General features: G+C 70.6%; 24 protein-coding genes and 3 tRNA genes. 9 read left to right on the plus strand and 18 right to left on the minus strand.

Going from position 1 to position 25,583, the window contains the following annotated elements; translation table 11 throughout:
• From ASG95_RS21630 to ASG95_RS11950, 3 genes are all read right to left on the minus strand, one after another.
• Positions 1-438, minus strand: a complete 438-nt coding sequence (locus tag ASG95_RS21630) for a pyridoxamine 5'-phosphate oxidase family protein (RefSeq protein WP_056920848.1) — start codon at positions 436-438, stop codon at positions 1-3.
• Positions 439-583: 145 nt separating this feature from the next.
• Positions 584-850: an SHOCT domain-containing protein gene (locus tag ASG95_RS21345; RefSeq protein WP_369820377.1), complete on the minus strand. Its 267-nt coding sequence runs from the start codon at positions 848-850 to the stop codon at positions 584-586.
• Between the two features lie 87 nt (positions 851-937).
• Positions 938-1,849: a universal stress protein gene (locus tag ASG95_RS11950; RefSeq protein WP_057377609.1), complete on the minus strand. Its 912-nt coding sequence runs from the start codon at positions 1,847-1,849 to the stop codon at positions 938-940.
• Positions 1,850-2,279: 430 nt separating this feature from the next.
• On the opposite strand from ASG95_RS11950, the gene ASG95_RS22070 reads away from it, so the two are divergent.
• Both ASG95_RS22070 and ASG95_RS11960 read left to right on the plus strand, forming a co-directional pair.
• Entirely contained in the window at positions 2,280-2,801 is a 522-nt protein-coding gene (locus ASG95_RS22070) for a dsRBD fold-containing protein (RefSeq protein ID WP_082593824.1), read from the plus strand.
• A 547-nt stretch (positions 2,802-3,348) separates the two neighbouring features.
• Complete coding sequence (locus tag ASG95_RS11960; RefSeq protein WP_056920843.1) at positions 3,349-4,332, plus strand: universal stress protein; 984 nt, start codon at positions 3,349-3,351, stop codon at positions 4,330-4,332.
• A gap of 104 nt (positions 4,333-4,436) precedes the next feature.
• Here the strand turns inward: ASG95_RS11960 and ASG95_RS11965 are convergent, their stop codons facing one another.
• Complete coding sequence (locus ASG95_RS11965) at positions 4,437-5,432, minus strand: universal stress protein (protein WP_082592540.1); 996 nt, start codon at positions 5,430-5,432, stop codon at positions 4,437-4,439.
• A gap of 946 nt (positions 5,433-6,378) precedes the next feature.
• Between ASG95_RS11965 and ASG95_RS11970 the strand changes: the two genes are divergently transcribed.
• Positions 6,379-6,615 (plus strand): hypothetical protein, encoded by a 237-nt coding sequence (locus ASG95_RS11970; RefSeq protein WP_057377611.1) that lies wholly within the window; start codon positions 6,379-6,381, stop codon positions 6,613-6,615.
• A gap of 128 nt (positions 6,616-6,743) precedes the next feature.
• Here the strand turns inward: ASG95_RS11970 and ASG95_RS11975 are convergent.
• The 4 genes from ASG95_RS11975 to ASG95_RS11990 form a co-directional block, all read right to left on the minus strand.
• A tRNA-Val gene (locus ASG95_RS11975) sits at positions 6,744-6,818 on the minus strand.
• 31 nt (positions 6,819-6,849) lie between these two features.
• Positions 6,850-6,920, minus strand: a tRNA-Cys gene (locus ASG95_RS11980).
• 22 nt (positions 6,921-6,942) lie between these two features.
• Positions 6,943-7,015, minus strand: a tRNA-Gly gene (locus ASG95_RS11985).
• A gap of 32 nt (positions 7,016-7,047) precedes the next feature.
• Entirely contained in the window at positions 7,048-8,208 is a 1,161-nt protein-coding gene (locus ASG95_RS11990) for a YihY/virulence factor BrkB family protein (protein WP_235543813.1), read from the minus strand.
• A gap of 32 nt (positions 8,209-8,240) precedes the next feature.
• Between ASG95_RS11990 and ASG95_RS11995 the strand changes: the two genes are divergently transcribed.
• Positions 8,241-9,887, plus strand: a complete 1,647-nt coding sequence (locus ASG95_RS11995) for an acyl-CoA dehydrogenase family protein (protein WP_057377612.1) — start codon at positions 8,241-8,243, stop codon at positions 9,885-9,887.
• A gap of 26 nt (positions 9,888-9,913) precedes the next feature.
• Here ASG95_RS11995 and ASG95_RS12000 read toward each other — a convergent pair whose 3' ends face one another.
• The 3 genes from ASG95_RS12000 to zapE form a co-directional block, all read right to left on the minus strand.
• Positions 9,914-10,294: a VOC family protein gene (locus tag ASG95_RS12000; RefSeq protein ID WP_056920839.1), complete on the minus strand. Its 381-nt coding sequence runs from the start codon at positions 10,292-10,294 to the stop codon at positions 9,914-9,916.
• A 109-nt stretch (positions 10,295-10,403) separates the two neighbouring features.
• Positions 10,404-11,369: a polyphosphate kinase 2 family protein gene (locus ASG95_RS12005; protein WP_057377613.1), complete on the minus strand. Its 966-nt coding sequence runs from the start codon at positions 11,367-11,369 to the stop codon at positions 10,404-10,406.
• 41 nt (positions 11,370-11,410) lie between these two features.
• Entirely contained in the window at positions 11,411-12,415 is a 1,005-nt protein-coding gene (zapE, locus tag ASG95_RS12010) for a cell division protein ZapE (protein ID WP_057377614.1), read from the minus strand.
• A gap of 50 nt (positions 12,416-12,465) precedes the next feature.
• Between zapE and ASG95_RS12015 the strand changes: the two genes are divergently transcribed.
• Entirely contained in the window at positions 12,466-13,182 is a 717-nt protein-coding gene (locus ASG95_RS12015) for a dihydrofolate reductase family protein (RefSeq protein ID WP_082592543.1), read from the plus strand.
• 28 nt (positions 13,183-13,210) lie between these two features.
• Here ASG95_RS12015 and ASG95_RS12020 read toward each other — a convergent pair whose 3' ends face one another.
• Both ASG95_RS12020 and ASG95_RS20915 read right to left on the minus strand, forming a co-directional pair.
• Complete coding sequence (locus ASG95_RS12020) at positions 13,211-14,380, minus strand: S9 family peptidase (protein WP_056920836.1); 1,170 nt, start codon at positions 14,378-14,380, stop codon at positions 13,211-13,213.
• A complete protein-coding gene (locus ASG95_RS20915; RefSeq protein ID WP_082592545.1) occupies positions 14,380-16,560 on the minus strand; it encodes an ATP-dependent DNA ligase in 2,181 nt (726 codons plus the stop codon). The genes ASG95_RS12020 and ASG95_RS20915 overlap by 1 nt, the downstream gene beginning before the upstream one ends.
• Before the next feature lie 169 nt (positions 16,561-16,729).
• On the opposite strand from ASG95_RS20915, the gene msrB reads away from it, so the two are divergent.
• The gene (gene msrB, locus ASG95_RS12030; protein ID WP_056920835.1) at positions 16,730-17,161 is read left to right on the plus strand and encodes a peptide-methionine (R)-S-oxide reductase MsrB; all 432 of its coding nucleotides are present in this window, start codon (positions 16,730-16,732) and stop codon (positions 17,159-17,161) included.
• Between the two features lie 36 nt (positions 17,162-17,197).
• On the opposite strand, the gene ASG95_RS12035 is transcribed toward msrB, so the two are convergent.
• From ASG95_RS12035 to hemG, 3 genes are all read right to left on the minus strand, one after another.
• Positions 17,198-18,145, minus strand: coding sequence for a type IV toxin-antitoxin system AbiEi family antitoxin domain-containing protein (locus ASG95_RS12035; RefSeq protein WP_057377615.1), 948 nt, complete (start codon positions 18,143-18,145; stop codon positions 17,198-17,200).
• Positions 18,146-18,328: 183 nt separating this feature from the next.
• Entirely contained in the window at positions 18,329-19,042 is a 714-nt protein-coding gene (gene hemQ, locus ASG95_RS12040; protein WP_057377616.1) for a hydrogen peroxide-dependent heme synthase, read from the minus strand.
• Positions 19,043-19,046: 4 nt separating this feature from the next.
• A complete protein-coding gene (hemG, locus tag ASG95_RS12045; protein WP_057378883.1) occupies positions 19,047-20,567 on the minus strand; it encodes a protoporphyrinogen oxidase in 1,521 nt (506 codons plus the stop codon).
• Positions 20,568-20,700: 133 nt separating this feature from the next.
• On the opposite strand from hemG, the gene ASG95_RS12050 reads away from it, so the two are divergent.
• Complete coding sequence (locus ASG95_RS12050) at positions 20,701-21,687, plus strand: DUF4349 domain-containing protein (RefSeq protein WP_057377617.1); 987 nt, start codon at positions 20,701-20,703, stop codon at positions 21,685-21,687.
• Positions 21,688-21,729: 42 nt separating this feature from the next.
• Here ASG95_RS12050 and hemE read toward each other — a convergent pair whose 3' ends face one another.
• Both hemE and ASG95_RS12060 read right to left on the minus strand, forming a co-directional pair.
• On the minus strand, positions 21,730-22,764 hold the full coding sequence (hemE, locus tag ASG95_RS12055) for a uroporphyrinogen decarboxylase (protein WP_056920830.1): 1,035 nt from the start codon (positions 22,762-22,764) through the stop codon (positions 21,730-21,732).
• Positions 22,765-22,782: 18 nt separating this feature from the next.
• On the minus strand, positions 22,783-23,607 hold the full coding sequence (locus ASG95_RS12060; protein ID WP_057377618.1) for a DMT family transporter: 825 nt from the start codon (positions 23,605-23,607) through the stop codon (positions 22,783-22,785).
• 79 nt (positions 23,608-23,686) lie between these two features.
• Between ASG95_RS12060 and ASG95_RS12065 the strand changes: the two genes are divergently transcribed.
• On the plus strand, positions 23,687-24,274 hold the full coding sequence (locus tag ASG95_RS12065) for a DUF3000 domain-containing protein (RefSeq protein WP_082592547.1): 588 nt from the start codon (positions 23,687-23,689) through the stop codon (positions 24,272-24,274).
• A gap of 59 nt (positions 24,275-24,333) precedes the next feature.
• Entirely contained in the window at positions 24,334-25,578 is a 1,245-nt protein-coding gene (locus ASG95_RS12070; protein WP_057377619.1) for an HRDC domain-containing protein, read from the plus strand.
• Positions 25,579-25,583: the final 5 nt, after the last annotated feature.

Consider the following 25,583-nt stretch of genomic DNA (forward strand, 5'->3'; position numbering starts at 1 on the left):
TCAGCCGCGGGTGGCTGACGTCACCGCGCGGCCGCTGATCTTACGCGGCTCGATCTCAATGAAGAGGTTGCGAGCTCCGTCCGCCCAGGGCACCGGTCCGGTCTCCCAGGCCGATGCGAGGAGCTGGTCGTGTGTCATCGCTTCAGCGAATCCGAGAACGAGAACGCTCCAGCCGGACTTGTTCTGCTCATCAATTGCGTCGATCTCGAAGGCGACACTGGTTCGCCGGACGAGCCCAGCCAGAGGGCCATTGGGGGACGTACGGAAGATCACTCTGCCGGCACGGTATTGATAGGTCACTGGCAAGATCTGCGGCCCCTCACCCGCCATGAAACCGACTCGGCCGGCCGCGTGGTGCGTCAGGAGCTCCTCGCACTCGGTCTCCGACAATTCAGCGAAATTGCCGGTGTGGGGTTTCTCGTCCTGTGGTGGGGTCATGACCAGACTCTGTTCATTACGTCGGTGCGGTGAAGATGGCTGTGGCGGTCGACGTGCCGCCCCGCCGATTCGGGGCAAATGTTCCGTAGCCACCGCAGCTCGGCGAGCCTCGCGGAGTCCCGCGGGCAGTTCGCGGACGGAGGTCTCATCGTTGGCGCAGCACTGCTCGCTGCCGGGCGAGCGTCTCTGCGTCGATCTCCCCGCGCGCGTACCGCAGCTCAAGCTCTTCCTCCGCTGCCGTGCGAGGTGGCCCATTCTGCGCAGGAGGTGTGCGATCGCCCTGTCCCGCAGAGGGATACAGAGCATTGATCCCCACCACGAGACCGACCACCAGCAGAATGGTCAGAACCACCATGACGACGATCATCATCAAGCTGGTTTCCCCGTCCACCCAGTCCATCATCAGGCTCACCTCGTCGGGTTGTTGTTCCAGGCTGTCAGCGTTGCATGGGCTGGTTCCCGTGGGCTGTGCCAAAGGTCCCGAAGGATCTGCCGCCTGTCAGCCGCGCACGACCACGACGGGACATGACGACTCGTGGATGACGGTGTGGCTGACCGAGCCGAGCAGCAGCCCCGCGAACCCGCCGTGTCCTCGGGTGCCCACAACGATGAGTCCCGCGTGTGCACCCAGCGGGCTCAGCACGTGCCCTGCGCTGCCGTACAAGACTTCCGTCTCGATGGGCAGGTTCGCGAAGGTCGCCTGAGCCCGGCGAGCAGCACGACCGACCAGGTCCTCCGCGTGCGCGCGCACCGCCTTCGTGTGCTCGGTGCCGGCGAGGGCGCTCTCGACGTAGGCCTGGGCGTCTGGCGAGAAGGAGCCGTGGGCCACGTGCACGATGTGCAGGGCAGCGTCGGAGATGGCTGCCATCTCGGCCGCGAGGTCCAGAGCACTCTCCGACGCCTGCGACTCGTCAACGCCCACGACGACGGGATGGTCGTGACCCGGTTGGACCGGACGCTCCGGGTGCACCACTACGGCTGGACAGGCAGCGTGCGCCGTGACCGCGTAAGCGACCGAGCCCAGCAGCCCGGCCGCAAACGGGCCCCGTCCACGACTGCCGGTCACGACGAGGTCGGCATCCTTGGACGCGTTGACGAGCTCGGCGGCCGGGGAGCCGAGGGCCAACAAGCCGGCCACCTCCGAGGGCTGGGTCATCAGCTGCCGGGCCCGAGCGACCCCATCACCGAGGAGCTCGCGGCCCGCCTCGCCGAGGCTGTCCGGAAGCCGAGCCACGTCGTAGGCCGGCTCCATGGGTGCCGCCGCAAGGTCGACACTGTGCATCACCGTGAGGGTCGCGCCCCACCGATTTGCCGTGATCGCAGCCCATTCCAGGGCCGCGATGGAGCCCGGGGAGTCGTCATACCCGACGACAATTCCCTTGGCCAGGCGGTGCTCTGACTGGTCGACCATGACGTTCCTCCTGAGCTAGGGGCCGGCTGGCTCGCGGAACTCCCGACCTGCCATTGCCCCGGTGAGAGCATGCGGCTCCCCACCCCGCTGGGTGAGGGCCGAAAGTCCCTGCTCAACGACGTCCCGCCGAGCGCGCACAGTCGGCCCGCTTGACCAGTGACCTCCCACGCGGGCATCCGAGCCGGGATCGCTGATCCTGCCGAGCTGGTCACGGTGCTGCCCCTGTCCATCCTGCCCGCGTCCTGGCCGACGGCGGTAGCTCGCCCCCACTGTCCTCGGCCCTGCCGGCGGCGGACAGGGGCATTGGTCCTGTCCACCACCTCCGGCACGACTCCCCGAGGCCGGATGTCGCGGACGCCGGGACCTTGGACCTACCGCCCGACGCCCGGTGGGAGGAGCCTTGAATGGCCAAGACCTTCTGGAGGAGACCATGAGAGCAAAGCCCGGAGATCGCATCATCCTCGCCGCACCCAACATCGACGGCCCTCTGCGTGACGGCGAGGTGCTCGAGGCCCGTGGGGACGACGGGGAGCCTCCGTACGTCGTCCGCTGGAGCGACGGCCACGAGGGGCTGCTGTACCCCGGACCCGGTTCGATACTGCGGGTCACATCGCACGACCCCGAGGGTGCAGCCGAGCCCAGGCCCACGAGTTCTCAGCCCCATCGGACCGGAGCACATCCACGCGTGCGTGACTGGGAGGTTCGCGTGTCGATCCTGGGCTCGGACGACGACGCCGAAGCCACCGTGGTGCTGCTGTCCGACTCGCCCGAGCACCTGACGGCACACGGCCGTAGCCACCGCAGCGGCCACGACCGCGCCGTCCCTGAGATCGGTGACGAGGTTGCGGTGGCCCGGGCCCTGCGACGTCTTGCCGACCAGCTGCTGGAGACGGCGGCCGACGACATCGAAGGGATCACCGGCGAGCACGACGTGAGCCTCCGGGCGCGTTGATGACGTGAGTCCGTGTGCAGCCCAATTCGTCGCCCGGAAACCGAGCGCTCAACTCGCTCACCGACGGATCCGTGCTGGACGGGCTGACAACCTCCGAGGCCAACTGAGGCTGGCGCACGGCACTCAGGGACAGATTCCTCACGGGGCAAGCCCTGGTCGCGACAGCAGTGAGTCCGCCGGGTTCGCGCGACGGCCGCCCTGCTGGCGCTCGGGACGGGCCAACTGGGCGTCGCGTGGGGCCTGCGCACCCCACGACGGGGCGGGGTGGGTGACCTGCGCTCGGACCCCTTGCTCCCGCTCTTGGCGCTGGCGGGGCGATGCTCGTCTCGGCAAGCCTCGTCGCGCCCGTTCGCCAGCTCCTCGAGACCGTTCCGGTCGGCGCCCTGGCCTGACTGGTGGCGGGCCCCTCCGGCGTCGCCGCCATGGCCGTCACCCGCGTGCTCGGAGTTCGTTCGGTCTGAGCTGCGCCCCGGGACCAAGGGCCCTGTCCCATGGTGTGACTGCTGGGGAGTCTGGTTGCACCAGGTGGTCGTACTAGGGAGAAGCCATGAACGCCCACGAAGACAGTCGCCAACCCGTCGTGGTCGGTGTCGATGGCTCGCCGCACGCAGAGCTCGCACTCGACTGGGCAGCCGCCGAGGCAGACCGGCGTCGGGCCCCGCTGGTGGTACTCCAGGCCTACTCGCCTGACTACCCCGCGGCTCGCTCGGCTGGACCCGGTGGGCCGGTGCCACCCCAGCCGTCGAGCGCGATCCACGCCGCAGCCGAGGAGACTGCCGCGGCCGCGGTCGAGCGCGCTCGCGCCGGCCACCCCACGCTCGAGGTCGCTGCGAGGGTCGTGCCCGACGATCCCGGGGCAGCCATCGTCGAGGCATCGTCTTCGGCTGCCTTGGTCGTCGTCGGTGCTCGCGGGGTGGGCAGGGTACGCGGGCTGCTCATGGGATCGGTCTCGTCGTACGTCGCGCCGCGCGCGCACAGTCCGGTCGTCGTGGTTCACGAGGCACCCAGCAGGTCTCTCTCCGAGATGCGGGTGATCGTCGGCGTGGACGGTTCTGCCGACTCCGCGGCAGCCCTCCGCTTCGCGTTCGAGGCAGCCGAGCGCCAGCAGCTGGGGGTCACCGTCGTGCACACGTGGGACCTCGACGTCGACGCGACGGCAGCAGCGCTGGCGTGGTCGGTGGACTGGCAGCAGGCCGATGAGCAGGAACGCGCCCTTGTGGCCGAGGCGGTGGCGGGCTATGCCAGCGAGTTCCCCACGGTGGACGTGTGTCGGCACGTGGTGCGGGGCCACCCCGTGGCAGAGCTTGCACGGCAGAGCGAGAACGCCGCGCTCCTCGTGCTGGGCACCCGGGGCCGCGGGAGTGCCAAGGGATTGGTCCTCGGTTCGGTCTCGCAGCGGGTCCTCCACGACGCGCACTGCCCAGTAGCAGTCGTCTCGGCCTCGGACCAGACCTCGACCCAAACGGCCGGGACCTCGCACCGCCGCCGCGAGTTCCACCTTCCGGTGCCCCCAGTGCGCGAACGCCTCTGAGAAGCACGGTGACGCCGATGGAGGACCTTCGCCCCTGCCACGGTGCACCGCCGCCGCCGAGCCACCCTGGACCAGACCTGTTGGCGACGTTGGCCGGAGTGCTACTAGACGCTGGTCGGAGCGCTATCAGTGGCGTCGGTGTCCACCTCGTGCGACGAGGCTCCTGCCTCGTCCGCAGTGGCGGTGCGCACGGGTACGACCACCACCGGGCAGGCGGCGCGACCCAGGACTGCCCGTGCGACTTGGCCCCGCCCGGGCAACCAGGTTCGTCCTGCGTCACCGGACCGTCCACCAGAACCCGGTCCGCGACCGCCTGTGGCCCCGACCACCAGCAGACCGGCTCGGTGGGAGGCGATCTCGAGCGCCGTTGCTGCGTCGAGGGGCTCGACCTCGGTCCGCGTTGCCACCGCGGGATGGTGCCGGTGGACGTAGATCTTGCTCGCCTCGGCAACGGCTGCGGCCCGCGCCTTGAGGTGGCGGGCCACCTGAGCGACGGTGTCGAAGTCGGGCGAGCTCCGGGCCCACTCTCGGGTCGGAGGAAGCGACCAAGCCGACACGATGGTCAGCGGCACATCCCGGAGCTCGGCCGTCTCTGCGGCGAAGTCAAGGGCGGCACGCGAGCCTTTATCCTCGGTGACCCCCACGACGACGGGTAGGAGGGAGCGCTCCGGCGCAAGGGCTCCCCGGGCAACCGCGACCGGACAGGGCGCCCGGTCAGCCAGGACCAGCGAGGTGGAACCGACAGCACTGGAGACGGGACCGTCCTGTGCGCGCTGGCCGACGACGACCAGGGCAGCATGGGCTGAGGCATCGGCGAGGACGCCCGCCGGGTGCCCGGGGATGGACACCCCACTCACCTGATCCGGATCCAGAAGCATGTTCGCGACCCGAATGCCCTCGTCCAGCACCTTGTCCTCGTGAGTGGTGCGGTGCCCAGGGGCGAGCCCTGGAGCGGCCTCCAGCACCGCGGCATACGGAATGGCCCGGACGACCCGAAGGGGAAGTCCGCGATCGCCGGCTTCGCGGGCGGCCCACTTCAGAGCTGAGAGGGCACGTCCTGAACCGTCATAACCGACGACGACTGGGCTTGAGCGCGGCATCTCGATCCTTTCGTCCCGGGACGCCTACGTCCCGTTCCACCACGATGGAGCGAGTCCGGCGGGGGCACCCGGGGCCTTGGTCCCGAATACGTGATGAGCTCGACCGGGGCGGCGGCTGTAGCCCGAAGACAGGCCCTTGGTCCCTGTGACGCTCCACCGGTCACCGGGACAGTGAAATTGCCAGAGCCCGATGACGTTCTCGTCCTGGGAGTCCACCCGACCCGAAGCGGTCAGCCCAACAGCATCGACACGTCACTGCTCGAGACGCCTCCGTGCGACCTCCTGCTCACGCGGGACAGCTGGGGCTGCGGCTCGAGACGACGCCCCCGCAGCACAGGTGCTTGAGCTGGCTGCCTCACCGGGTCCGAACCTGGTCCTGTAGTGCGGTGGCGCCATGGACCTGCAGTGGTACCCGGGACCCTCGTGCGGTCGTATCCGGGACCCTTGGTCATCCCCGGACGCGCGGCAGTTCGCCAGACGTCAGGACCCCGGACGCGCCGTGCTGTCCGGGGCCTGCGTCGGTCGTCCCGGACTCCTCAGTCCTGGGCGCGCACCACGGCCAGCGGGCAGGGGCGTTCGTGATGGAGCAGCCCTTGGCTCACTGAGCCGAGCAGCACTCGAGTGCCGCATGACCGGTGAGACGAAGCCATCCGAGTACCAGGTCGAGGCCGTCAGGCTGTCCGAGCAGCCCGCGCTGGTCGTCCGCGCCACGGTCGGTCAGGACCAGCTCGCGTCTTTCATCGGTGGTGCATTCGTTCGCGTCCGAGAAGTCGCCGAGGCTGATGTACGCACGTTTCCGGACCGCCCTTCGCCCGGTTGGGTCAGGAGGCTGACGGCAGGCTCCTCGTGGCGGCCGGCTTCCCCGTCAGGGGCATGCTGCTTGGGGAGGGTGACGTCAAGGCGTCACGCCTGCCGAGGGGGCCGGTGCTGCAGACGATCCACAGGGGTGGCTACGGCGGGTGCCGTCCTCCTGCCTGGCGTCTCCCTCGTTCCGGTGCTGGTGCTCACCCAGGTGCTCAACGCCGTGCTGCTGCCGTCCCTACTGGTGGTGATGTACCGCTTCTCGCGGGAGCCTGACGTGATGGGGGAAGGCGTGGTGGGAACCTCAGCCCTGCTCTACGTGGCCACCATCGGCCTCGTCGCCGCGTGTGTCGGCGGACTGCTCCTCCTCAGCCTGGGATGAGGCCCCCCACCTGTGTCGGAGCCGGCTCCTCGCACGCAAGCCAGACCGAGCGCGACGGAGGTGTCGACGGGCGCGCCATGACGAAGGCCCTGACCCGCACTTGCGCGGGTCAGGGCCTTCGTCATCGATGGTGGGCGATACTGGGTTTGAACCAGTGACCTCTTCCGTGTCAAGGAAGCGCGCTACCACTGCGCCAATCGCCCCGGGTGGTGCTTTTCGGGTTCGTACGTGTCGAGGTGGAGACGGGATTTGAACCCGTGTACGCGGCTTTGCAGGCCGCTGCCTCGCCTCTCGGCCACTCCACCGTGAAGGCGGTCAAACCCTCCGAGCGGATGACCGGGCTCGAACCGGCGACCTCAACCTTGGCAAGGTTGCGCTCTACCAACTGAGCTACATCCGCTTACACGCGCTATTGGTGTTGAACGGGGTGTTTCACCCGCTGCGCGTGCGTGCAGACATTATCCGATCATCGGCGTCGTCTCCAAATTGGGTGTCGTCCGAGTCGGTTCCGGGCTTGCGTGGCATCGGTGTGAGCGGCTTTCGGGCCTCGTCGCGCAGCCCCTGCACCGACGTCGACAGCTGCTCGTCCTGCCCCGCAGCGCGGGTGTCAGTGGCGTCGAGTGGGGCGTTCACGGGCCCCCCGCCGGCCCTGCGCCGCTTCAGCCAGCCCCTGGCCCAGGCGACGCCCTTGGCCCGCAGGGAGAGCCGGTCCTCGACCGGCCACATGACCCTGATGGCGGCGTTGAGTGCCGCACCGATGAGCACGGCGATCGCGAGGGCATAGAGGAAGATCAGCAGCACGATCGGCGTCGACAGCGGTCCGTAGATCGACGTCCCGCCCTTGACGGACGCGGTGATCGTCCCGCGCAGCACGAACGACGCCAGCACCCAGATCACCAGCGTCAGGACGGCACCGGGCACGTCGCGCAGCCAGGGAGACCGCTTGGGCGTCGAGATGTGGAACAACGTCGCGATGCTGGCGACAGCCAGGACGCTCACCACCGGCCAGTACAGGTAGGTCAGGAAGTGCACCTCCTCGGGCAGCAGGTCCCCGAGCCACGAGGGGCCGATCACCACGAGCGGGACCACCACGATCCCCACGACGAGCGAGAGGAAGTAGAGGGTCAGCGACAGCGCCCTGGTGCGGACGATCCCCCGCACCCCGGACTGTCCGTACATGATCGAGATGGTGTCGACGAAGACGTTGAGGGCTCTCGACCCCGACCAGATCGACAGCAGGAAGCCGAGCGAGATCAGGTCGCCCCGGCCGTTCTTGAGCACGTCGTCGGCGGTGGGCAGGATCGTGCCGGTGACCACGTCGGCCACCAGGAAGCGCTCCGAGAACGTCTGGATGCCGTCGATGACCTGGTCGACGATGTCCTGACCCAGCCAGCCGCCGACGTACCCCACCCCGCCGATCAGCCCGAGCACCAGGGGCGGCAGCGACAGCAACATGAAGAAGCCGGCTTCCGACGCCAGACCGGTCACCCGGTAGCGCAGGCAGACCCGGATCGTCTCCACCGTGAGCCTCGCCGCGGGCATGGCGCCGGGCACGCGGAGCAACGCGCGCCGTACCCGGGCCTTGGGAGTCACCCCGTCACGGTATCCCGGCATAGTGTGCCCCCGTGCCCACCCACGCCGTGACCAACCAGGTACCCCCACTCCCCGACGTCAACACCGTCACGTCCCAGCCCGCGCTGGACGAGGGCCTGCGGCGCTGGGCCGGCCAGGCGGCATACGACGAGGTCTGCGCCCTGGGCGCCCGCGCCGGCAGCGCGCAGGCGCGCGAATGGGCGGTGCAGGCCAACGAGAACGAGCCGGTCCTGCGCACCCACTCCCCCACCGGCGAACGCCTCGACGAGGTGGACTTCCACCCGGCGTGGCACGAGCTGATGAATGTCGGCGTCGGCGCCGGGCTCACCGCGGAGCCGTGGACGCAGCCGTCCGGCAGCGGGGCGCACGTGCGTCGCGCCGCGGGCTTCATCGCCTGGTCCGAGAACGAGCAGGGTCACCTCTGCCCCATCTCGATGACGTATGCCGCCGCGCCGGCTCTCGCAGCCAACCCCGCCCTCCAGCAGCGCTGGCTCCCCCAGCTCGCCTCTCGTAGCTACGACTTCGGGCTGCGGCCACTCGACCAGAAGCGTGGCGCCCTCGTGGGCATGGGCATGACCGAGAAGCAGGGCGGCTCGGACGTGCGCGCCAACACCACGCGGGCGGTCGCCACCCCGGGCGGTCCCGTGGAGGGTGGCGACACGTACCGCCTGACCGGTCACAAGTGGTTCTGCTCCGCACCGATGAGTGACGGGTTCCTCGTGCTGGCCCAGACCGAGGCAGGCGTGGGCTGCTTCCTCGTGCCCCGCGCTCTCGATGACGGCACGCGCAATTCCTTTGCGCTGCAACGCCTCAAGGACAAGCTCGGCAACCGGTCCAACGCGTCGTCCGAGGTCGAGCTCGACGGCACCTGGGGTGTGCGGGTCGGCGACGAGGGCCGCGGCATCCGCACGATCCTCGACATGGTGGCGGCCACCCGACTCGACTGCATCCTCGGCTCGGCATCCACGATGCGCGCGGCGCTGGTGCGGGCGGTCCACCACGCCCGACACCGCTCGGCCTTCGGGGGGCTGCTCGTCGACCAGCCGCTGATGCAGAACGTCCTGGCCGACCTGGCGCTCGAGGTCGAGGCCGCGACGACACTTGCACTACGCCTGGCCCACGCGGTGGACGAGGGCGACACGGCGCTCTCGCGGCTGGGGGTGGCCGTGGGCAAGTACTGGGTCTGCAAACGCACCGCGCCCATGGTCGCCGAGGCGCTGGAGTGCTTGGGCGGAAACGGTTACGTCGAGGAGAACGGCCTGGCTCGCCTCTACCGCGAGGCCCCGCTCAACTCGATCTGGGAGGGCTCGGGCAACGTCAACGCGCTCGACGTCCTGCGGGCGATCACCCGCGAACCCGTGTCGGTCGAGGCGTTCCGCAAGGAGCTCGCGCTGGCGCACGGGCACAGCGCCGTCCTCGACGCCGCCATCGCCCGCGTCGACGACGTCGTCCGGTATGCCGCGGAGCCGGGTGCCGAGGCTGGGGCACGCCAGGTCGTGGAGCACCTCGCGGTGACCCTGCAGGCCGCCCTGCTCGCCCGCCACGCCCCGACGGAGGTGGCCGACGCCTTCGTCGCCAGCCGCCTCGGGGGGCAGCACGGCGTGACCTTCGGGACCCTGGACGCAGGCCTGTCGGCCGCCCACGCCCGGGCGATCGTCGACCGGGCGTTCATCGCCTAGGGCAGGTCACGGGTCGGTCAGGTCCGTCAGCCGGCGTCCTCGATCACGGACAGCACGTTGCCGGCCGGGTCGGTGAACCACGCGATCAGTGGGCCGCCCTTGCGGAAGATCCCCTTCGCATCGGTCTCCATCTGCGTGCCTTCGTACTTCTCGAAGGACACCCCTCGCGCGGTCAGCTCGTCGACCGTCGCCTCGATGTCGGGCACCGGGAAGTTGAGGATCGTGAAGCCCGCCGGCTCGTGGTCCGGCTTGGGGTAGGCGATGGCGCGGTGCCCTCCCCCGAGCTGGATGCTGAGGATGCCGTGGTCCTCGGTCACCTCCAGTCCGAGGGTGTCGGCGTAGAACGCGCGGGCGGCCTCGGTGTCGGGCACCGAGAATCCGCTGAAGGCCTTGGACTCGCTGAGCATCGTTGCTTCCTTCCGTGGGTCGTGGTCAGAGCCTGCTCCGACACCGGTACTGACCGGGCGCGCCAGCAGAAGTCATCGCGGCAGGTCCCACCGCGCGCTCACGGGCGCCCTACGACTTGGCGAGTCGCTCCTTCTCGGCCTCCACGTCGAAGTCGGCGGCTGGCCACTGCGGGTCCATCCGCTCGAGGTGTTCGAGGACGAGGTTCTGGACGGCCAGGCGGGCGTACCACTTGCGGTCGGCCGGCACGACGTACCAGGGCGCCGCGTCGGTCGACGTCTTCTCGAGGACCGCTTGGTAGGCCGCCTGGTACTCCGGCCAGTGCATCCGCTCGTCCACGTCGCCCGGCTTGTACTTCCAGTGCTTGTCCTCCCGCTCGAGGCGCTCGGTGAGCCGGGCCTTCTGCTCGTCGGAGGAGATGTTGAGCATGACCTTGATGATCGTCGTGCCGTCGGCGACCGCCTTGGCCTCGAAGTCGTTGATCTGCGCGTAACGCCGGGACCAGGTCGCGCGGGGCACCAGCTCGTGGACCCGCACGATCAGGACGTCCTCGTACTGCGACCGGTCGAAGACGCCGACCTGGCCCGGCGCCGGCAGGGCGTTGCGGATCCGCCACAGGAACGGGTGCGCCCGCTCTTCCCGCGACGGAGCCTTGAACGCGGTGTACTTCACGCCCTGCGGGTCCATCTGGCCCACGACGTGGCGCATGATGCCGCCCTTGCCCGAGGTGTCCATTCCCTGCACCACGAGCAGCAGGGAACGCTGCACGGGCCCCTTGGACTCGGCATACAGCCGTTCCTGGAACTGGCTGATCTCGCCGGCCCGGGCGGCCAGGGCCTCCTCGCCCGCGGCCTTGTCGCCGTCGAAGCCGGGGGTCGAGCGGGTGTCGAGGTCGGCGAGGATGAAGCCCTCGCCCACCCGCAGCGCGTCGGCGAAGCTCGACGGCGCCGGGACGCCCTTGTCCGAGGCCACCGTCGCGTCGAGGCCGGCGACCTTGGACTTCTTGCCGTCCTTGCCCTTCTTGCTGCCCTTGGCCTTCTCGTCCTTCTTGCCGCTGCCCTTCTTGCCCTTGCTCATTCCTGCATCCTGTCAGTGCAGGTCAGACCGCGCGAGGGATGTCAGCCCGGGTCGTGCCGCGCGAGGGCAGTCAACCGGGAGATGGCCCGGTAGTACTTCTTGCGATAGCCGCCGGCCAGCATCTCCGCGGAGAACACCTCGCTGAGCGGGAGCCCGCTCGCGTAGAGCGGGATGTCCGCGTCGTAGAGGCGGTCGGCCAGCACGACGAGGCGCAGCGCCACGGCCTGGTCGGTGACCGGGCGCACGTGCGTCCAACCGACTGCGGTGACCCCGTCGAGCAGCGCGCGGTAGCGGCTCGGGTGCACCTGGGCGAGGTGCCGCGTGACGTCGACGAAGTGGTCGAGCACGCCGCCTTCGGTGTCGACGCCCGCGCGCACCTCCTCCTCGGAGGACGGCGGCGGGCTGTCCACGCTGTCGCGGTGTCGGTAGTCGGGCCCGTCCACCGTGAGCACCTCGAAGCGGTCCGAGAGCGCCTGGATCTCGCGCAGGAAGTCCTCCGCCGCGAACCGTCCCTGGCCCAGGGCGTCGGGCAGCGTGTTCGACGTGGCGGCCAGCGAGACACCGGCGCCGGCCAACCGCGACAGCAGCGTGGCCATCAGGACGGTGTCGCCCGGGTCGTCGAGCTCGAACTCGTCGATGCACACCAGCTGGTGCCCACTCAACGCCTCGACAGTCGGCTGGAATCCGAGGGCGCCCACGAGGTTCGTGTACTCCACGAACGTCCCGAAGGCCTTCTCACCATCGGCCTCGTGCCACAGCGACGCGAGCAGGTGGGTCTTGCCGACCCCGAACCCACCGTCGAGGTAGATCCCGCGCCCGTTGTCCGCCGGGGCCTTGCGGCGCCCGAACCACCCGCCACCCGCGCGCTGTCCCAGCCCCGCGGCATACCCCTCCAGCCGGGTCACCGCCGCGGCCTGGGACGGCTCGGCCGGATCGGGTCGGTAGGTCGTGAAGCGCTCGGCATCGAAGCGGGGCGGTGGCACGAGCTCGCGCACCAACCGCCCACGGTCGAGCTGCGGGAATCGGTCCACGAGCGAGCCAGGCACGAGCGCAGCCTAGTGAGAGGAGTCAGGGGATAAATGCAACACTGTGGGACATGCGCCTGCTGCTCGACTCGTCCAGCACCCATGCCCCCGGTGTGAACGTCGACGCCGCCACCCTCGCGGATCTCTACGTTGCGCCCGCCCGCCGCTGGCTGCGCGCCAACTTCGTGGCCAGCCTCGACGGTGCGGCCAACGGTGCCGACGACCGCTCGGGGAGCATCAACACGCCGGCCGACCATGTGGTCTTCGACCTGCTGCGTCGCCTCACCGACGTCGTCATCGTCGGTGCGGGCACCGTGCGGGCCGAGGCCTACCCGTCCCTGCGCGCCGAGGACCCGAGGGCGCCCGTGCTCATGGTGGTCAGCCACCAGGGCGCGGTGCCGCCGAGCGTGGTCGACGGTCCGTTCGGGTCGGTCTACCTGATCACCCGCGAGGGTGCCGACCCCGCCACGCTGGACGCCTCGCGCTCCCTGATCGGGGAGGAGTTCGTCCTGACGGTGGGCGATCAGGCCGTGGACTTCGTGAAGATGCGGAACATGTTGGAGGACAAGGGTTTCCGCCAGATCCTCTGCGAAGGTGGCCCGAGCCTGCTCAACAGCATGTTGGCGGCAGGCGTCGTCGACGAGCTCGACCTCACGTGGTCGCCGATCCTCGTCGGCGGCGAGCACCCCACCATCGCCCGCGGTCCGCACCTCAACCTGCCTGCGTCGCCGACGCTCCTCCTCGAGGAGGACGGCACCATCCTCAGCCGCTGGTTCGTCAACCGCTGACCCACGAGCGGGGTCAGTCGCTGGATCGTCAGGAGCCGACGAACTCCGACACCGCGGCCTCCCAGCGCTCGGGGTCGACGTTCCACTCCTTGGTGTGCCTGGCGCGGTCCCACCGCTCCATCGTCACGAGGTCGGGCCGCGCCCCCGCGAGGGCCAGCGACGGGCCGACCGGCACGAACTCGTCGTCGACCGAGTGGATCAGCAGGATGCGGTGCGCCAGCTCGCCGGCCCGCGACACCCAGTTGGTCTTCGCCACGTCCACCGGGTCGTGCACGCCCACGAGCCGGCGCGCCGACCGCCGTCCCATCAGGGCCCGGCTCAGCCCACCGATGGGAGCGGGTATGCCGTTGGCTCGCGCATGGTGCGCGATCACGTCTCCCCAGTCGATCACCGGTGCGTCGAGGACCACGTGGCTCACGTGCTCGGCGAGCCAGGACCGCGCGAGGGTCTGCAGCACGATCGCGCCACCCATCGACCAGCCCACCAGGACCAGCTCACGCGCACCCCGCTGGACCGCGAGCAGCCCCGCGTCCTCGATGTCGCGCCACTCGGACAGACCGAGGTTGTAGCGACCGTCAGGGCCGCTGCGGGCACCGAGGTCGTTGCGGTAGCTGGGGATGATGACGTTGATGCCCGCCGCGTGCAGGGGGCGCACCGCCCGCAGCCCCTCCTGACGCCGCGCGCCGCGACCGTGGACGAGGATCGCCCAGCGGTCCGACGGGGCGGGCGCGGGCACGACCCAGGCCGGCATGGTGCCGAGCTCGGTGTCGACGTCGACGTACTCGGTGCGCAACCCCAGCGCACGGTCCGGTGGACTGGCGAAGTAGTACTGGTTCCAGCGGCCGAAGCCGCTGGTGAGCTGGCCGAAGTCGACGCCCAGGAGCTCACGGCGCACCCGGCCGGAGCCCTCGTGCACCTCGAGCACCTCCCCCACCCGCGCGTGACCTCGGTCGCCGTCGAGCCAGAGTCCGTAGCGACCGGGCGAGAGCGTGTCCGGGCTGACGCCCAGCGTCACCGAGTCGGCGTCGACCGCGAGGATCTGGGTGTCGTCCGGGCGCTGGCGGTCGGGTGTCAGCACCCGACGGGCGAAGTAGGACGCCGCGCCGACGGTGCTGAGGGCGCCCGCCGCGGCGAGCGAGCCCGCGGTGACCGCTCCGGCGATGGCCGCCTTGCGGCCCGGCGTCGACGCCGCCGCCACTACTGCTCCCCCGTCACGGCTCTGGCCACGGCAGCCTCGCCCAGCACGTCCGCGAGGTCGAAGCTGACTGGCTCCTCGAGCTGGTCGTAGGTGCACGACTCCGGCGTACGGTCTGCACGCCAACGCACGAACTGGGCCGTGTGGCGGAACCGGCTGCCCTCCATGTGGTCGTACTTCACCTCGACCACCCGCTCGGGGCGCAGCGGTGTGAAGGACAGGTCCTTGCCGGCGTTCCACCGGGAGGTCGCACCGCTGGTCGGCGTGCGGCTGCCCATCTCCTCGGCCGCCCAGGCCCACGGGTGGTGGTCGAAGTCGGTGACCAGGGGTTGGAGCTCCTCGAACAGCTCCTTGCGCCGGGCCATCGGAAAGGCCCCGATGACGCCGACGCTCTGGAGCGAGCCGTCCTCCGTGTGCAGCCCCAGCAGCAACGAGCCGATCGCCTCGTCGCCGCTCTTGTGGGTGCGGTAGCCGGCCACCACGCAGTCGGCAGTGCGCTCGTGCTTGATCTTGAGCATGAGGCGCTTGTCCGGGACGTACGCGATGTCGAGCGGCTTGGCGATGACCCCGTCGAGCCCGGCGCCCTCGAACTGCTCGAACCACTCCTGCGCGACCGCCGGGTCATCGGTGGCCCGGGTCAGGTGGATGGGTGGCTGAACGTTCGCGAAGGCCTCGGCCAGGCGCGCGCGGCGCTCCGAGAACGGTCGCTCGGTGAGGTCGTCGTCGCCGATCGCCAGCAGGTCGAACGCGACGAAGCTCGCCGGCGTCTCGGCCGCCAGCTTCTTCACCCGGCTGGCGGCAGGGTGGATCCGTTGCTGGAGGGCGTCGAAGTCGAGCCGGTCACCGCTCGCGCCGATGAGGACGATCTCGCCGTCCACCACACACTTCTCCGGGAAGTTGGCCAGCACCGCCTCCACCACCTCGGGGAAGTAGCGGGTCATCGGCTTCTCGTTGCGGCTGCCGATCTCCACCTGGTCACCCGACCGGAAGATGATCGACCGGAAGCCGTCCCACTTCGGCTCGAACAGGTAGTCGCCGGTCGGGATGCCCTTGACCGGCTTGGCGAGCATCGGCGCCACCGGTGGCACGACCGGGCCCCACACCGTGCGGAGGTCGGCGTCGCGCAAGGCCTTGGGCGGCATGTAGTCCTCGTCCGTCTTGTCCTTGCGGCGCTTGCTCGGCTGCACGCGGGGCGGCTCCCCCGGCATCTTCGGGTAGTCCGGGGGAAAGTTCAGCTCGCCGAGCCCGCGCTCCTCGAGGTCCTTGTCCCACAACGCGATCGCCGCGGACACATCGCCCACGGCATCGTCCATCCCGGCCCAGGCATCGCCGTCCGTGCCCACGATGCCGGGCACGGTCCGCACGGTGAAGTCGCCGGGGCTGACGCCCGCGAGCGCGTCCCAGCTCACCGGCATACTCACCGGCGCGCCGGGCAGCGGGCGCGGGCTGTAGGCCGACGCGATGGTGCGGTCACGGCAGGCCTGGTTGAAGTCGACGAAGACCCGCTCGCCCCGCTCCTCCTTCCACCACGAGGTCGTGACGAGGTCGGGCAGCCGACGCTCGAGCTCACGCGCTATCCCGATCACCCCGTGTCGCACGTCGAGGAACTCGTGCGTGGGCGCGACGCGGACGAAGACGTGCACGCCGCGGTTGCCGGAGGTCTTGGCCCACCCCGTGAGCCCGAGCTCGGTCAGCAGCTCGCGCAGGACCAGGGCCGCCTCGACCGCGTCCTTGAAGTCGCGCCCGGGCTGGGGGTCGAGGTCGATGCGCAGCTCGTCGGGGTTGTCGACGTTGCTGGTGCGCACCGGCCAGGGGTGGAACGTCACGGTGTTCATCTGCATCGCCCACACGACCGCCGCCGGCTCGTCGACGACCACCTGGAGGTGCTTGCGCCCCGAGGGGTAGGTGCACATCACCGGGTTGATGAAGTCGGGCATGCCCTTGGGCGGGTTCTTGGTCCAGAACTCCTCGCCGGTGATGCCCTCGGGGAAGCGCTGGAGCGTCACGGGACGGTTGCCCAGGGCCCCCATGAAGCCGTCGGACACCTCCACCGCGTACTGCGCGAGGTCGAGCTTGCTGATCCCGTCGTCGGGCCAGATCAGCCGGTCAGGGCTCGAGACACGGACCAACCGCGACCCTTCAGGACCCCCCGGGACTTCCAGCTCGGTTGCTTTGGCCGCCATGGCGCGAGCCTAGCCGGGGCCTCCGTCACCGTGCGCCCGTCATCGGGTCGTAAGGAGAGGTGGGACCAGAATGGGCACCGATTGCGTTGAGATGGTCGTGAGGCCCATCTGGAGCAAGCACAGCCGACGAAACACCGTCACCGTCCCGCGAAGGAGTCGCAGCGTGAGCATGGAGCAGACCGACCGCACGTACGCCGTGTCCAAGACCGACGAGGAGTGGCGCGCCGAGCTCAGCCCGGCCGAGTACCAGGTGCTCCGCCAGGCTGGCACCGAGCGTCCCTACGTCGGTGAGTACACCGACACCAAGACCGAGGGCGTCTACGCCTGCCGGGCCTGTGGCGCGGAGCTCTTCACCTCGGACACCAAGTTCGACAGCCACTGCGGCTGGCCGTCGTTCTACTCGCCGCTCGCCGGCGACTCGGTGGAGTACATCGAGGACGTCACGATGGGCATGAAGCGGGTCGAGGTCCGGTGCGCCAACTGCGGCAGTCACTTGGGACACGTCTTCGAGGGCGAGGGCTACGGCACCCCGACCGACCAGCGCTACTGCATCAACAGCATCAGCCTGACGATGCGCCCCAAGGACGCCACCCCCGCCTGACCCCACCTTTATCGGGTCTAGCAGGAACGTTGACCTTCACCCCACTTTGGAACCGGGGTGAAGGTCAACGTTGTGGGGGGAAGCAGCCATCGCCTCGCGTACCCGTCGCACGATCCGGCCAGGGTTGGCCAAGTCTGACCAGACGAACCGAAGGACGACGAAGCCGAGACGACGCAGCTCGTCCTCGCGCGCCTTCTCTGCCACGAGTGCTTCGAATCCGCGGTCGCGATACTTCACCAATCCGTCGAACTCGATCACCACATTGGTGCCGCGGACCAGCAGGTCGACTCGGGCGACGAACTTTCCTGACGCATCGGTGATGGTCACCTGCGGGACCACGTCGATGCCTGCCATCGACAGGTCGACCCGCAGGCGCGACTCGCCCGGCGACTCGCTGCGGCCGTCCATGTGCGCCAACATCGTCGTCACGTGGTGTGAGCGTGGCCAACCCGCCACGTGCGCTGCCATCGCCTCCAGTTCCGGCACCGTCAACCGCTTTTCATGAAGCGCGAAGTCTGCTGCCACGATGCCGGCCACGCTTCCACTTTCCAATGCATGGTGGACGGTGGTGGCCGCCACCGAGGCGCACGATCCCACCGATCCCTTCACCTGCTCGAGCCAGGGCGGCCGCGGTCTGATCACCCAGTGCTGCGCGATCCGCTCGGCCGGAACATTCCTCGCAAGGTGCGCCTTCGACAGGTTCGCGCCCCAGACCGGGAGTCCGAGAGCCAACACTGCGGAGTGGTGCGTCAACACCGCGTCGGGGTAGAGACGGCATACCCCGGCCGCGAGGCGCAGGTGTCGCTGCTCGGCCCGCTCGCCCTCGGCGCCCGGAAACGCGTACACCCCCCTGGCCAGATGTTCGAGCTCCCCGGCTTTCACCAGTCGCACCAGGTCGAAAGGGGTCAGGCCCCGGCTGGCCGCCTCCTTTGTCGTAAACACTTGGTGGTCGAGGGTGCTGAGCGGGGCCAGGAGCGGGTTCATGCAGGCATGGTGCTGTGGTGGATCACAGTCCGCCGCATCCCCGATCTGCGCCTGTGGAGGGCTGGATGCGTCCCCAAGACCTGTGGACAGCTGGCTTTCCACAGGAAGGTTGACCTGCACACCGGTTCCGAAGTGTGGCGAGGGTCAACCTTCTGGCTAGACCCGATAAAGCTGGGGCAGGGGTCAGCGCAGGGAGGCGATGAGCTCGCCGACCTCCACCCGCCGACCGGTGTGGAAGGGCAGCTCCTCGCGGACGTGCATCCGCGCCCTCGACGCCCGCAGCTCGCGCATCAGGTCGACGATCCGGTGCAGCTCGTCCGCCTCGAAGGCCAGGATCCACTCGTAGTCGTTGAGCGCGAACGACGCGATGGTGTTGGCGCGCACGTCGGGGAAGTCGCGCGCCTGCTGGCCGTGCTCACGGAGCATGTCGCGGCGCTCGGCGTCGGGGAGCAGGTACCACTCGTAGGACCGCACGAACGGGTACACGCAGATGAAGTCCTTGGGCGCCTCGTCGGCGAGGAACGCGGGGATGTGGCTCTTGTTGAACTCCGCCGGCCGGTGCAGCGCCGCCGCCGACCAGGTCGGCTCGAGCAGGTGGCCGAAGTCGGTGCGCAGGAGGGCGCGGTAGGCCCGTTGCACGTCCTCGACCCGCTCGGCGTGCCACCACACCATGAAGTCGGCATCGGCACGCAGGCCGCCGACGTCGTAGACGCCACGGGTCACGACACCGTCCGCCTCGAGGGACGCGAAGAGCTCCTCGACCTCCTTGGCCATCACCTCGCGGTCGTCACCCAGGGGGGCGGTGACCGCGAACACCGACCACATCGCGTAGCGGATCGACTCGTTGATCTCGCGGATCCGGGCGGCGTTCGGGTTGGAGGGGTGCGGCTCGCTCATGCCCCTATCCTCCCGCGCCGGCCGACCGCGCCCGCAGGTGGGTGGCCACGGCCTGCGCCGCGGAGCGACCGCTGGCGATGCAGGCCGGGACACCGACGCCACCGTATGCCGCGCCGGCCAGCTCCAGCCCGGGTGCCGTCGCGGTGTCGGCCCGGATCCTCGCGACCCGGTCGAGGTGACCGACGGTGTACTGCGGCAGGGCCCCGCCCCACCGCTGCACGTGCGTGTCGACGATGCGGGGCAGCTGGTGCCCGAGGGCTTCGCTGACCTCGGCCACCGCGATCGCGACCAGCTCGTCATCGGGTCGCTGCAGGTCGGTGGTCTCGCCGTAGCGACCCACGGACGCCCGCAGGAAGGACAGGTCGTCAGCGGCGTCGGCGGTCCACTTCCACTTGGTCGACGAGAACGTGCTCGCCTTGATGGTGCGCCCCTCCACCGCAGGGACGAGGAACCCGGAGCCGGGGAGGGGCGGGGTCTGCGGGCCATCGGCACCCACCGCGAGGGTGATGATCGCCATCGAGGCGTAGTCGATCTCCCGCAAGGCCCTCGCCGCCACCGGTAGGTGGGGCGCGAGCAGCCGGCTCGTCGGGGCCGCCGGGGTGGCGAGCACCACGGCATCGGCGCGCAGCCGCTCAGGTCGGGGCTGCGGTCCCACGACGACCGTCCAGCCGCCACCATTCGACCCGGTCGACCCCGTCGAGCCCGTCGAGCCCGTCGACCCCGTCGCACCCCCCGAGCCCGCGGAGCCCGCGGTGACCGGCTCACGGTGCAGCTCGCGGACGATGGTCTCGCTGCGGATCGTCACTCCACGTGCCCGCAGCGACTCGGCCAGCACCTCGGCGAGTCGTCCGACCCCGCCGGCCAGACCCGCGAAGACGGGTGGCGGCGCGGACTGGTCGGCCGTCGGCTGCGCGGCGGCGGCCCCCGCTCCCGCGGCAGCGGTCAGCGACTCCCCGCGACGGGCCGCCTCGAAGGCCTGGGGCAGGCAGGCGCGCAGCGACAGCAACCTGGCCTGACCGGCATACACGCCACCCAGCAGGGGCTCGACGAGGCGGTCGACGACCGCGTCACCCAACCGTGCCGAGACGTAGTCACCGACTGACACGTCGTCGAACTCGCCAGCCTCCCAGGGCTGCTCGGCTTCCGCCCTGGCCACCTCCTCGGGCGACAGGATGCCGAGCGCCGAGGACGCCGACGAGGGGATGCCCATGAGCGTCCCCTGGGGCATCGGGTGGAGGTCGCCGCGCGACCAGATCGAGGCAGCGGTGGTCGCCGGGTGCACGACGTCGAGGCCGAGTCCCAGCTCGGCGGCCAGGTCGAGCGCCTCGGGTCGCCGGGCAAGCACCGACTCGGCGCCCACGTCCAGAGCGACCCCGGCCACTGGTTCCCGGCGGAGCTTGCCACCCGGGCGGTCGGCGGCATCGATCAGGGTGATGGTCGCGTCGGGAAGCGCATGCGACAGCTCCCAAGCGCAGGCAAGCCCAGCGATGCCTCCCCCGACGATGAGGATTCGTGACCCGACCATGCCCACACCCTTTCAAGATCGTGACTCTTTCGACACCACCGGGTGGGAACGTCGAGCGCACGGCACGAGTCGCACCGGTATCCGCACCGCCGCACGACCTCTCCACGACCCGCTCCACCACCAGGGAGTCGCCATGATCCGTGTTCGTTCGCACCGCACCGCTGCCGCCATCGGCGCAGCCCTCCTCGCCACCTTTGCCCTCGCCGCGTGCGCCGGCGACGACAGCGCCGGCAGCTCGGCCGACTCGGCCGCCTCGAGCCCCCAAGCGGGGTTCTCCGACGAGTCCGGCGGTCGCGCCGCCGACTCCGGCAACACGCCTTCGTCCGCCGGCAGCCCCGGCAAGGGCGCCAGCGGGTCGTCGGCCGACCCGGTGACGACCGCCAACCTCGCCGCCAGCCAGGACTCCCTGGCCCGTCGAGCCTCGATCGCGTTGAAGGTCAAGAACATCGGCCAGGCCGTGGCCAAGGTACGGGCCACCACCGCCACCGCCCAGGGCATCGTCCTGTCGGAGAACATCGGCACGGCGGCTGGTGACGCACCCTTGGCCGAGTCGGCCAAGGTCACCGCGACGACCTATGGCGAGATCACCATCTCGGTGCCCTCCGCCGAGCTCGACCGGGTCATCGCCGAGCTCGGGTCGGTCGGCACCGTCATCCGCTCCACGAGCTCCAGCGAGAACGTCGGCGGCCAGATCGTCGACACCACCTCACGCCTCCAGACGATGCGCGTCAGCGTCGAGCGGGTGCGCGCCTTCCTCGAGGACGCCAAGGACCTCAACCAGATCGTCGCCCTCGAGGCCGAGCTGACCCGTCGCCAGTCGGACCTGGAGGCGCTCGAGGCGCAGCTCGCGTCCCTCAAGGGCAGCGTGGCCCGCTCCCCCATCCAGATCAGCCTGACCACCGAGCCGGGCGCGATCGTCGAGGAGCCCGACCAGGCCGGCTTCCTCGTCGGGCTCAAGGGCGGCTGGGACGCGTTCACCGCCTCGCTGAGCGTGCTGCTCACCGTCCTCGGAGCGCTGCTCCCCTTCCTCGCCCTGTTCGCCCTGTTGGGCCTTCCGGTGTGGTGGTACCTGCGTCGGCGACGTCCGGTGAACCCGTCGCCCACAGTCCTGCCGCAGTAGGTCCCGTGGGGGCATGCCGAGGTCGGTCAGCGCCTGAGTGCGTCAGCGCTGACCGACCTCGTGCACGAGCTCGACGACCCGGGTGAGCACGTCGGGGTCGGTGTCCGGGGGGACACCGTGGCCCAGGTTGAAGATGTGCCCCGGGGCGGCCCGGCCCTCTTCGACGATCGAGCGCACCTTGGCCTCCAACGCCTCCCACGGAGCGAAGAGCAGCGCGGGGTCGAGGTTGCCCTGCACGGCATACCGGCCGTCGAGCCGGGCCAGTGCGTCAGTGAGCGACACGCGGTAGTCGACGCCCACGACATCGGCGCCGACGGCGCCCATGGACGCCAGCAGCTCACCGGTGCCGACCCCGAAGTGGATCGTCGGTATGCCGCGGCCCGAGACCGCGGCGAGCGCGGCGGTCGAGTGCGGGGCCACGAAGCGCTCGTAGTCGGCGCGCGGGAGCGCACCGACCCACGAGTCGAAGAGCTGCACGGCGGAGGCGCCGGCCGCGGCCTGCACGTCGAGGAAGGCACCCGAGATCTGGGCCAGCCGGGCACACAGGTCGTGCCAGAGCGTGGGGTCGCCGTACATCAGCGCCTTGGTGTGCTCGTGGTTCTTGCTCGGGCCGCCCTCGACGAGGTAGCTGGCGAGGGTGAAGGGGGCGCCGGCGAACCCGATGAGGGGGGTCGCCCCCAGCTCAGCCGTCAGCAGACCGACGGCCTCCGTGATGTACGGGACGTGGTCGGGGGTCAGCTCGGGCAGCCGGTCGAGGTCCGCGCGGGTGCGGATCGGCTTGGCGACGACCGGGCCCACCCCCGCCACGATGTCGAGGTCGACCCCCACGGCAGCCAGCGGCACCACGATGTCGGAGAAGAAGATCGCGGCGTCGACGCCGTGGCGGCGCACCGGCTGCAGGGTGATCTCCGTGACGAGGTCGGGGCGGCGGCACGAGTCGAGCATGCCGATGCCCTCACGGACCGCGCGGTACTCCGGCAGCGACCGCCCGGCCTGGCGCATGAACCACACCGGCGTGTGGCTGACGGGCTCGCGGCGGGCAGCACGGACCAGGGCAGAGTCGTGGGGGGAGGTCACCGGGAGATTCTAGGTGGCCTAGAGGGCGATGATCGCCGCGCCCGTGAGCGAGAGCACCGCGCCCACCTGCTGGATGCGTCGCAGCTTCTCCTTGAGCAGCAGCCGCGCCAGCAGGATGGTGACGACCGGGTAGAGCGAGCCGAGGACGCTGGCGACGCTGACCTGCCCGCGGGACGACGCGATGCCGAACAGCAGGTTCGCACCCATGTCGCCGCAGCCGATGAGCAGCAGGGGCGGCAGCTCCTTCACCACGACGCCACCGCGGCTGCGCACGACGAGGGCCAGGGTCGCGAAGACGACGAACGACACCCCACGCATCCCCCAGAGGGTCATCAGGGTGGAGGAGCGCGCGCCCCGGTCGATGCAGAACAGCGCCAGCCCGAACCCGACCGCCGCGATGCCGGCCAGGACCACCGGCCGCGGGGACACCCCGCCACTCAGCTCGGGCCCGGAGGCGAGGGTCACCCCGACGACCGCGACCACGATGCCGACCCAGGTCCAGGAGGAGGGCTCGTCCCCGGTGGCGACCCCGAGGAACACGGGCACGGCCACACCGAGGGCCGCGATGGGAGCGACGACGCCGATGGTGCCGGTGGCGAGCGCGGTGTAGAAGCAGAGCAGCCCGGCCACGCCGGAGACCGCGGCGCCGACCGACCACAGCGGCCAACCGCTCCACGTGACGTGGTCCCAGCGGATCGCCACGACGACGCACAGCACGACGAACGCGAGCGACTGGGTCCAACCCACCACGGCGACAGCCGGCCGGCGCCGGGAGAACAACCCGGCGAAGAAGTCGGAGGTCCCCCAGCACGCGCTGGAGGCGAGCGCGAGCAGGGAGAGCATCCGCGCACGGTACCGGTCACCGCGACACGACGCGGACGGCAACCTCCCTGTGATATCCGACGCCGCGGCATACCCTCTGATGGTGGGCAGCCGAACGGTCCCTGGCGACCAATCTCCCGAGTTCACGCAGGCGCTCAGCGACCTGCGCGGGGCGCGGCTGCGCCCCGAGATCCGCCTCACCGAGGTCCCCGCTCCCCAGCGCATCGCGCCGTATGCCGTGGCGCTCACCGCCGAGGTCGTCGGTGCCGCTGCGGACGAGGACGAGCTCGCCTCAGGACGGTTCGTGCTGTTGCACGACCCGTCGGTCCCGGACCCCTGGGACGGCGCCTGGCGGGCGGTGACCTTCGCCCGGGCCGAGCTCGAGCCAGAGCTGGCCAACGACCCGATGCTCGGGGCGGTCGGGTGGTCGTGGCTGACCGATGCGCTGAAGAGCCACCACCTCGGCTACACCGCGGAGGCGGGCACGGTCACCCGGGTCGTCTCCGAGAGCTTCGCGGGGCTGTCCGACCGCCCCGCCAGCGTCGAGATGGAGGTCCGCGCCTCGTGGACGCCGGTGGCCGGCAACGTCGGTGCCCACCTGGTCGCCTGGTCCGACCTGCTGTGCACCATCGCGGGCCTCCCGCCGCTGCCGGAAGGCGTCATCGCCCTGCCCGGACCACGTCGTTGAACGGTGGGGTGCTGAGCGTCAGCAAGTGCCGGGACGCGCTGGGCCGATAGGTTGAGCCGGTGACCGACACCGACGCCGACCAGGCGGTGGAGCCCGAGCAGAAGCCAGCCCCGCCGCTGACTCCTCTCGACATGCCCGTCGACGGGGTGCCGCCGGTGGTCGAGTCGGAGCGGGCGCTGATGGACGCGGCCCGGGCGATCGCCGCGGGTGAGGGCCCGGTCGCCCTCGACGCCGAACGCGCCAGCGGCTACCGCTACGGCCAGCGGGCCTACCTCGTGCAGCTGCGTCGGGAAGGCTCCGGCACCTGGCTGATCGACCCGATCGCCTGCCCCGACCTGTCCCCGGTCAACGACGCGATCGGCAGCGCCGAGTGGATCCTGCACGCCGCCACCCAGGACCTGGCCTGCCTGGCCGAGGTGGGACTGCGACCCCAGCAGCTGTTCGACACCGAGCTCGCGGGGCGCCTCCTGGGTCTGCCGCGGGTCGGCCTGGCGGCCGTCGTCGAGCACTACCTGGGCCTCTCGCTGGCCAAGGAGCACTCGGCGGTCGACTGGTCCACCCGCCCCCTGCCGGAGCCCTGGCTCCGCTACGCCGCGCTCGACGTGGAGGTGCTCGTCGACGTCCGCAACCTGATGGGGGTCGACCTGGCCCGCCAGGGCAAGGACAGCTGGGCGCGCGAGGAGTTCGAGGCGCTGCTCGACTTCACCGGTCCTGCGCAGCGGGTCGACCCGTGGCGCCGTACCAGCGGGATGCACCGGGTCCGGCACCGCAGGATCGCCGCCGTGGTGCGCGAGCTGTGGGAGACCCGCGACCAGATCGCCCAGGACCGCGACGTCTCCCCCGGCCGGGTGCTGCCCGATGCCGTGCTGGTCGAGGTCGCGATGGAGTCGCCCACCGAGACCGGCGCCCTGCCCAGCGGGCACCGCTCGGTCCGCCGCTACCAGCGCCAGTGGCTCGACGCCATCACCCGGGCCAATGCGATCCCGGAAGCCGACCTGCCGCCGATGACCCTGCGTTCCGACGGCCCGCCGCCGCAGCGGTCGTGGGCCGAGCGCAACCCGGTCGCCGCAGCCCGGCTCACGGCCACCCGGGAGGCGCTGACCGCGTTCGCCACCGAGCACGAGATCCCGGTCGAGAACGTCCTGTCGCCGGAGCCCCTGCGCCGCGTGATCTGGTCACCGCCGGAGCAGCACACGGCGGCAGCGTTCGCCGACGCCCTGTCCGGGCTCGGCGCCCGGCACTGGCAGACCGCGGTCGTCGCGCCGATGATCGAGGCGGCCTTCGAGGCCAACCCCGACGCCTGACCGGG

Origin of the sequence: Phycicoccus sp. Soil803, from assembly GCF_001429685.1 — a bacterium.
Lineage (GTDB): Bacteria > Actinomycetota > Actinomycetes > Actinomycetales > Dermatophilaceae > Pedococcus.

Bases quoted from the DNA above. Each gene is read 5' to 3' on its own strand.
- ASG95_RS21630 (WP_056920848.1), bottom strand. From the start codon at position 438: ATGACCCCACCACAGGACGAGAAACCCCACACCGGCAATTTCGCTGAA.
- ASG95_RS11950 (WP_057377609.1), bottom strand. From the start codon at position 1,849: ATGGTCGACCAGTCAGAGCACCGCCTGGCCAAGGGAATTGTCGTCGGG.
- ASG95_RS22070 (WP_082593824.1), top strand. From the start codon at position 2,280: ATGAGAGCAAAGCCCGGAGATCGCATCATCCTCGCCGCACCCAACATC.
- ASG95_RS11960 (WP_056920843.1), top strand. From the start codon at position 3,349: ATGAACGCCCACGAAGACAGTCGCCAACCCGTCGTGGTCGGTGTCGAT.
- ASG95_RS11965 (WP_082592540.1), bottom strand. From the start codon at position 5,432: ATGCCGCGCTCAAGCCCAGTCGTCGTCGGTTATGACGGTTCAGGACGT.
- ASG95_RS12000 (WP_056920839.1), bottom strand. From the start codon at position 10,294: ATGCTCAGCGAGTCCAAGGCCTTCAGCGGATTCTCGGTGCCCGACACC.
- ASG95_RS12005 (WP_057377613.1), bottom strand. From the start codon at position 11,369: ATGAGCAAGGGCAAGAAGGGCAGCGGCAAGAAGGACGAGAAGGCCAAG.
- ASG95_RS12015 (WP_082592543.1), top strand. From the start codon at position 12,466: ATGCGCCTGCTGCTCGACTCGTCCAGCACCCATGCCCCCGGTGTGAAC.
- ASG95_RS20915 (WP_082592545.1), bottom strand. From the start codon at position 16,560: ATGGCGGCCAAAGCAACCGAGCTGGAAGTCCCGGGGGGTCCTGAAGGG.
- msrB (WP_056920835.1), top strand. From the start codon at position 16,730: ATGGAGCAGACCGACCGCACGTACGCCGTGTCCAAGACCGACGAGGAG.
- ASG95_RS12035 (WP_057377615.1), bottom strand. From the start codon at position 18,145: ATGAACCCGCTCCTGGCCCCGCTCAGCACCCTCGACCACCAAGTGTTT.
- hemQ (WP_057377616.1), bottom strand. From the start codon at position 19,042: ATGAGCGAGCCGCACCCCTCCAACCCGAACGCCGCCCGGATCCGCGAG.
- hemG (WP_057378883.1), bottom strand. From the start codon at position 20,567: ATGGTCGGGTCACGAATCCTCATCGTCGGGGGAGGCATCGCTGGGCTT.
- ASG95_RS12050 (WP_057377617.1), top strand. From the start codon at position 20,701: ATGATCCGTGTTCGTTCGCACCGCACCGCTGCCGCCATCGGCGCAGCC.
- ASG95_RS12060 (WP_057377618.1), bottom strand. From the start codon at position 23,607: ATGCTCTCCCTGCTCGCGCTCGCCTCCAGCGCGTGCTGGGGGACCTCC.
- ASG95_RS12065 (WP_082592547.1), top strand. From the start codon at position 23,687: ATGGTGGGCAGCCGAACGGTCCCTGGCGACCAATCTCCCGAGTTCACG.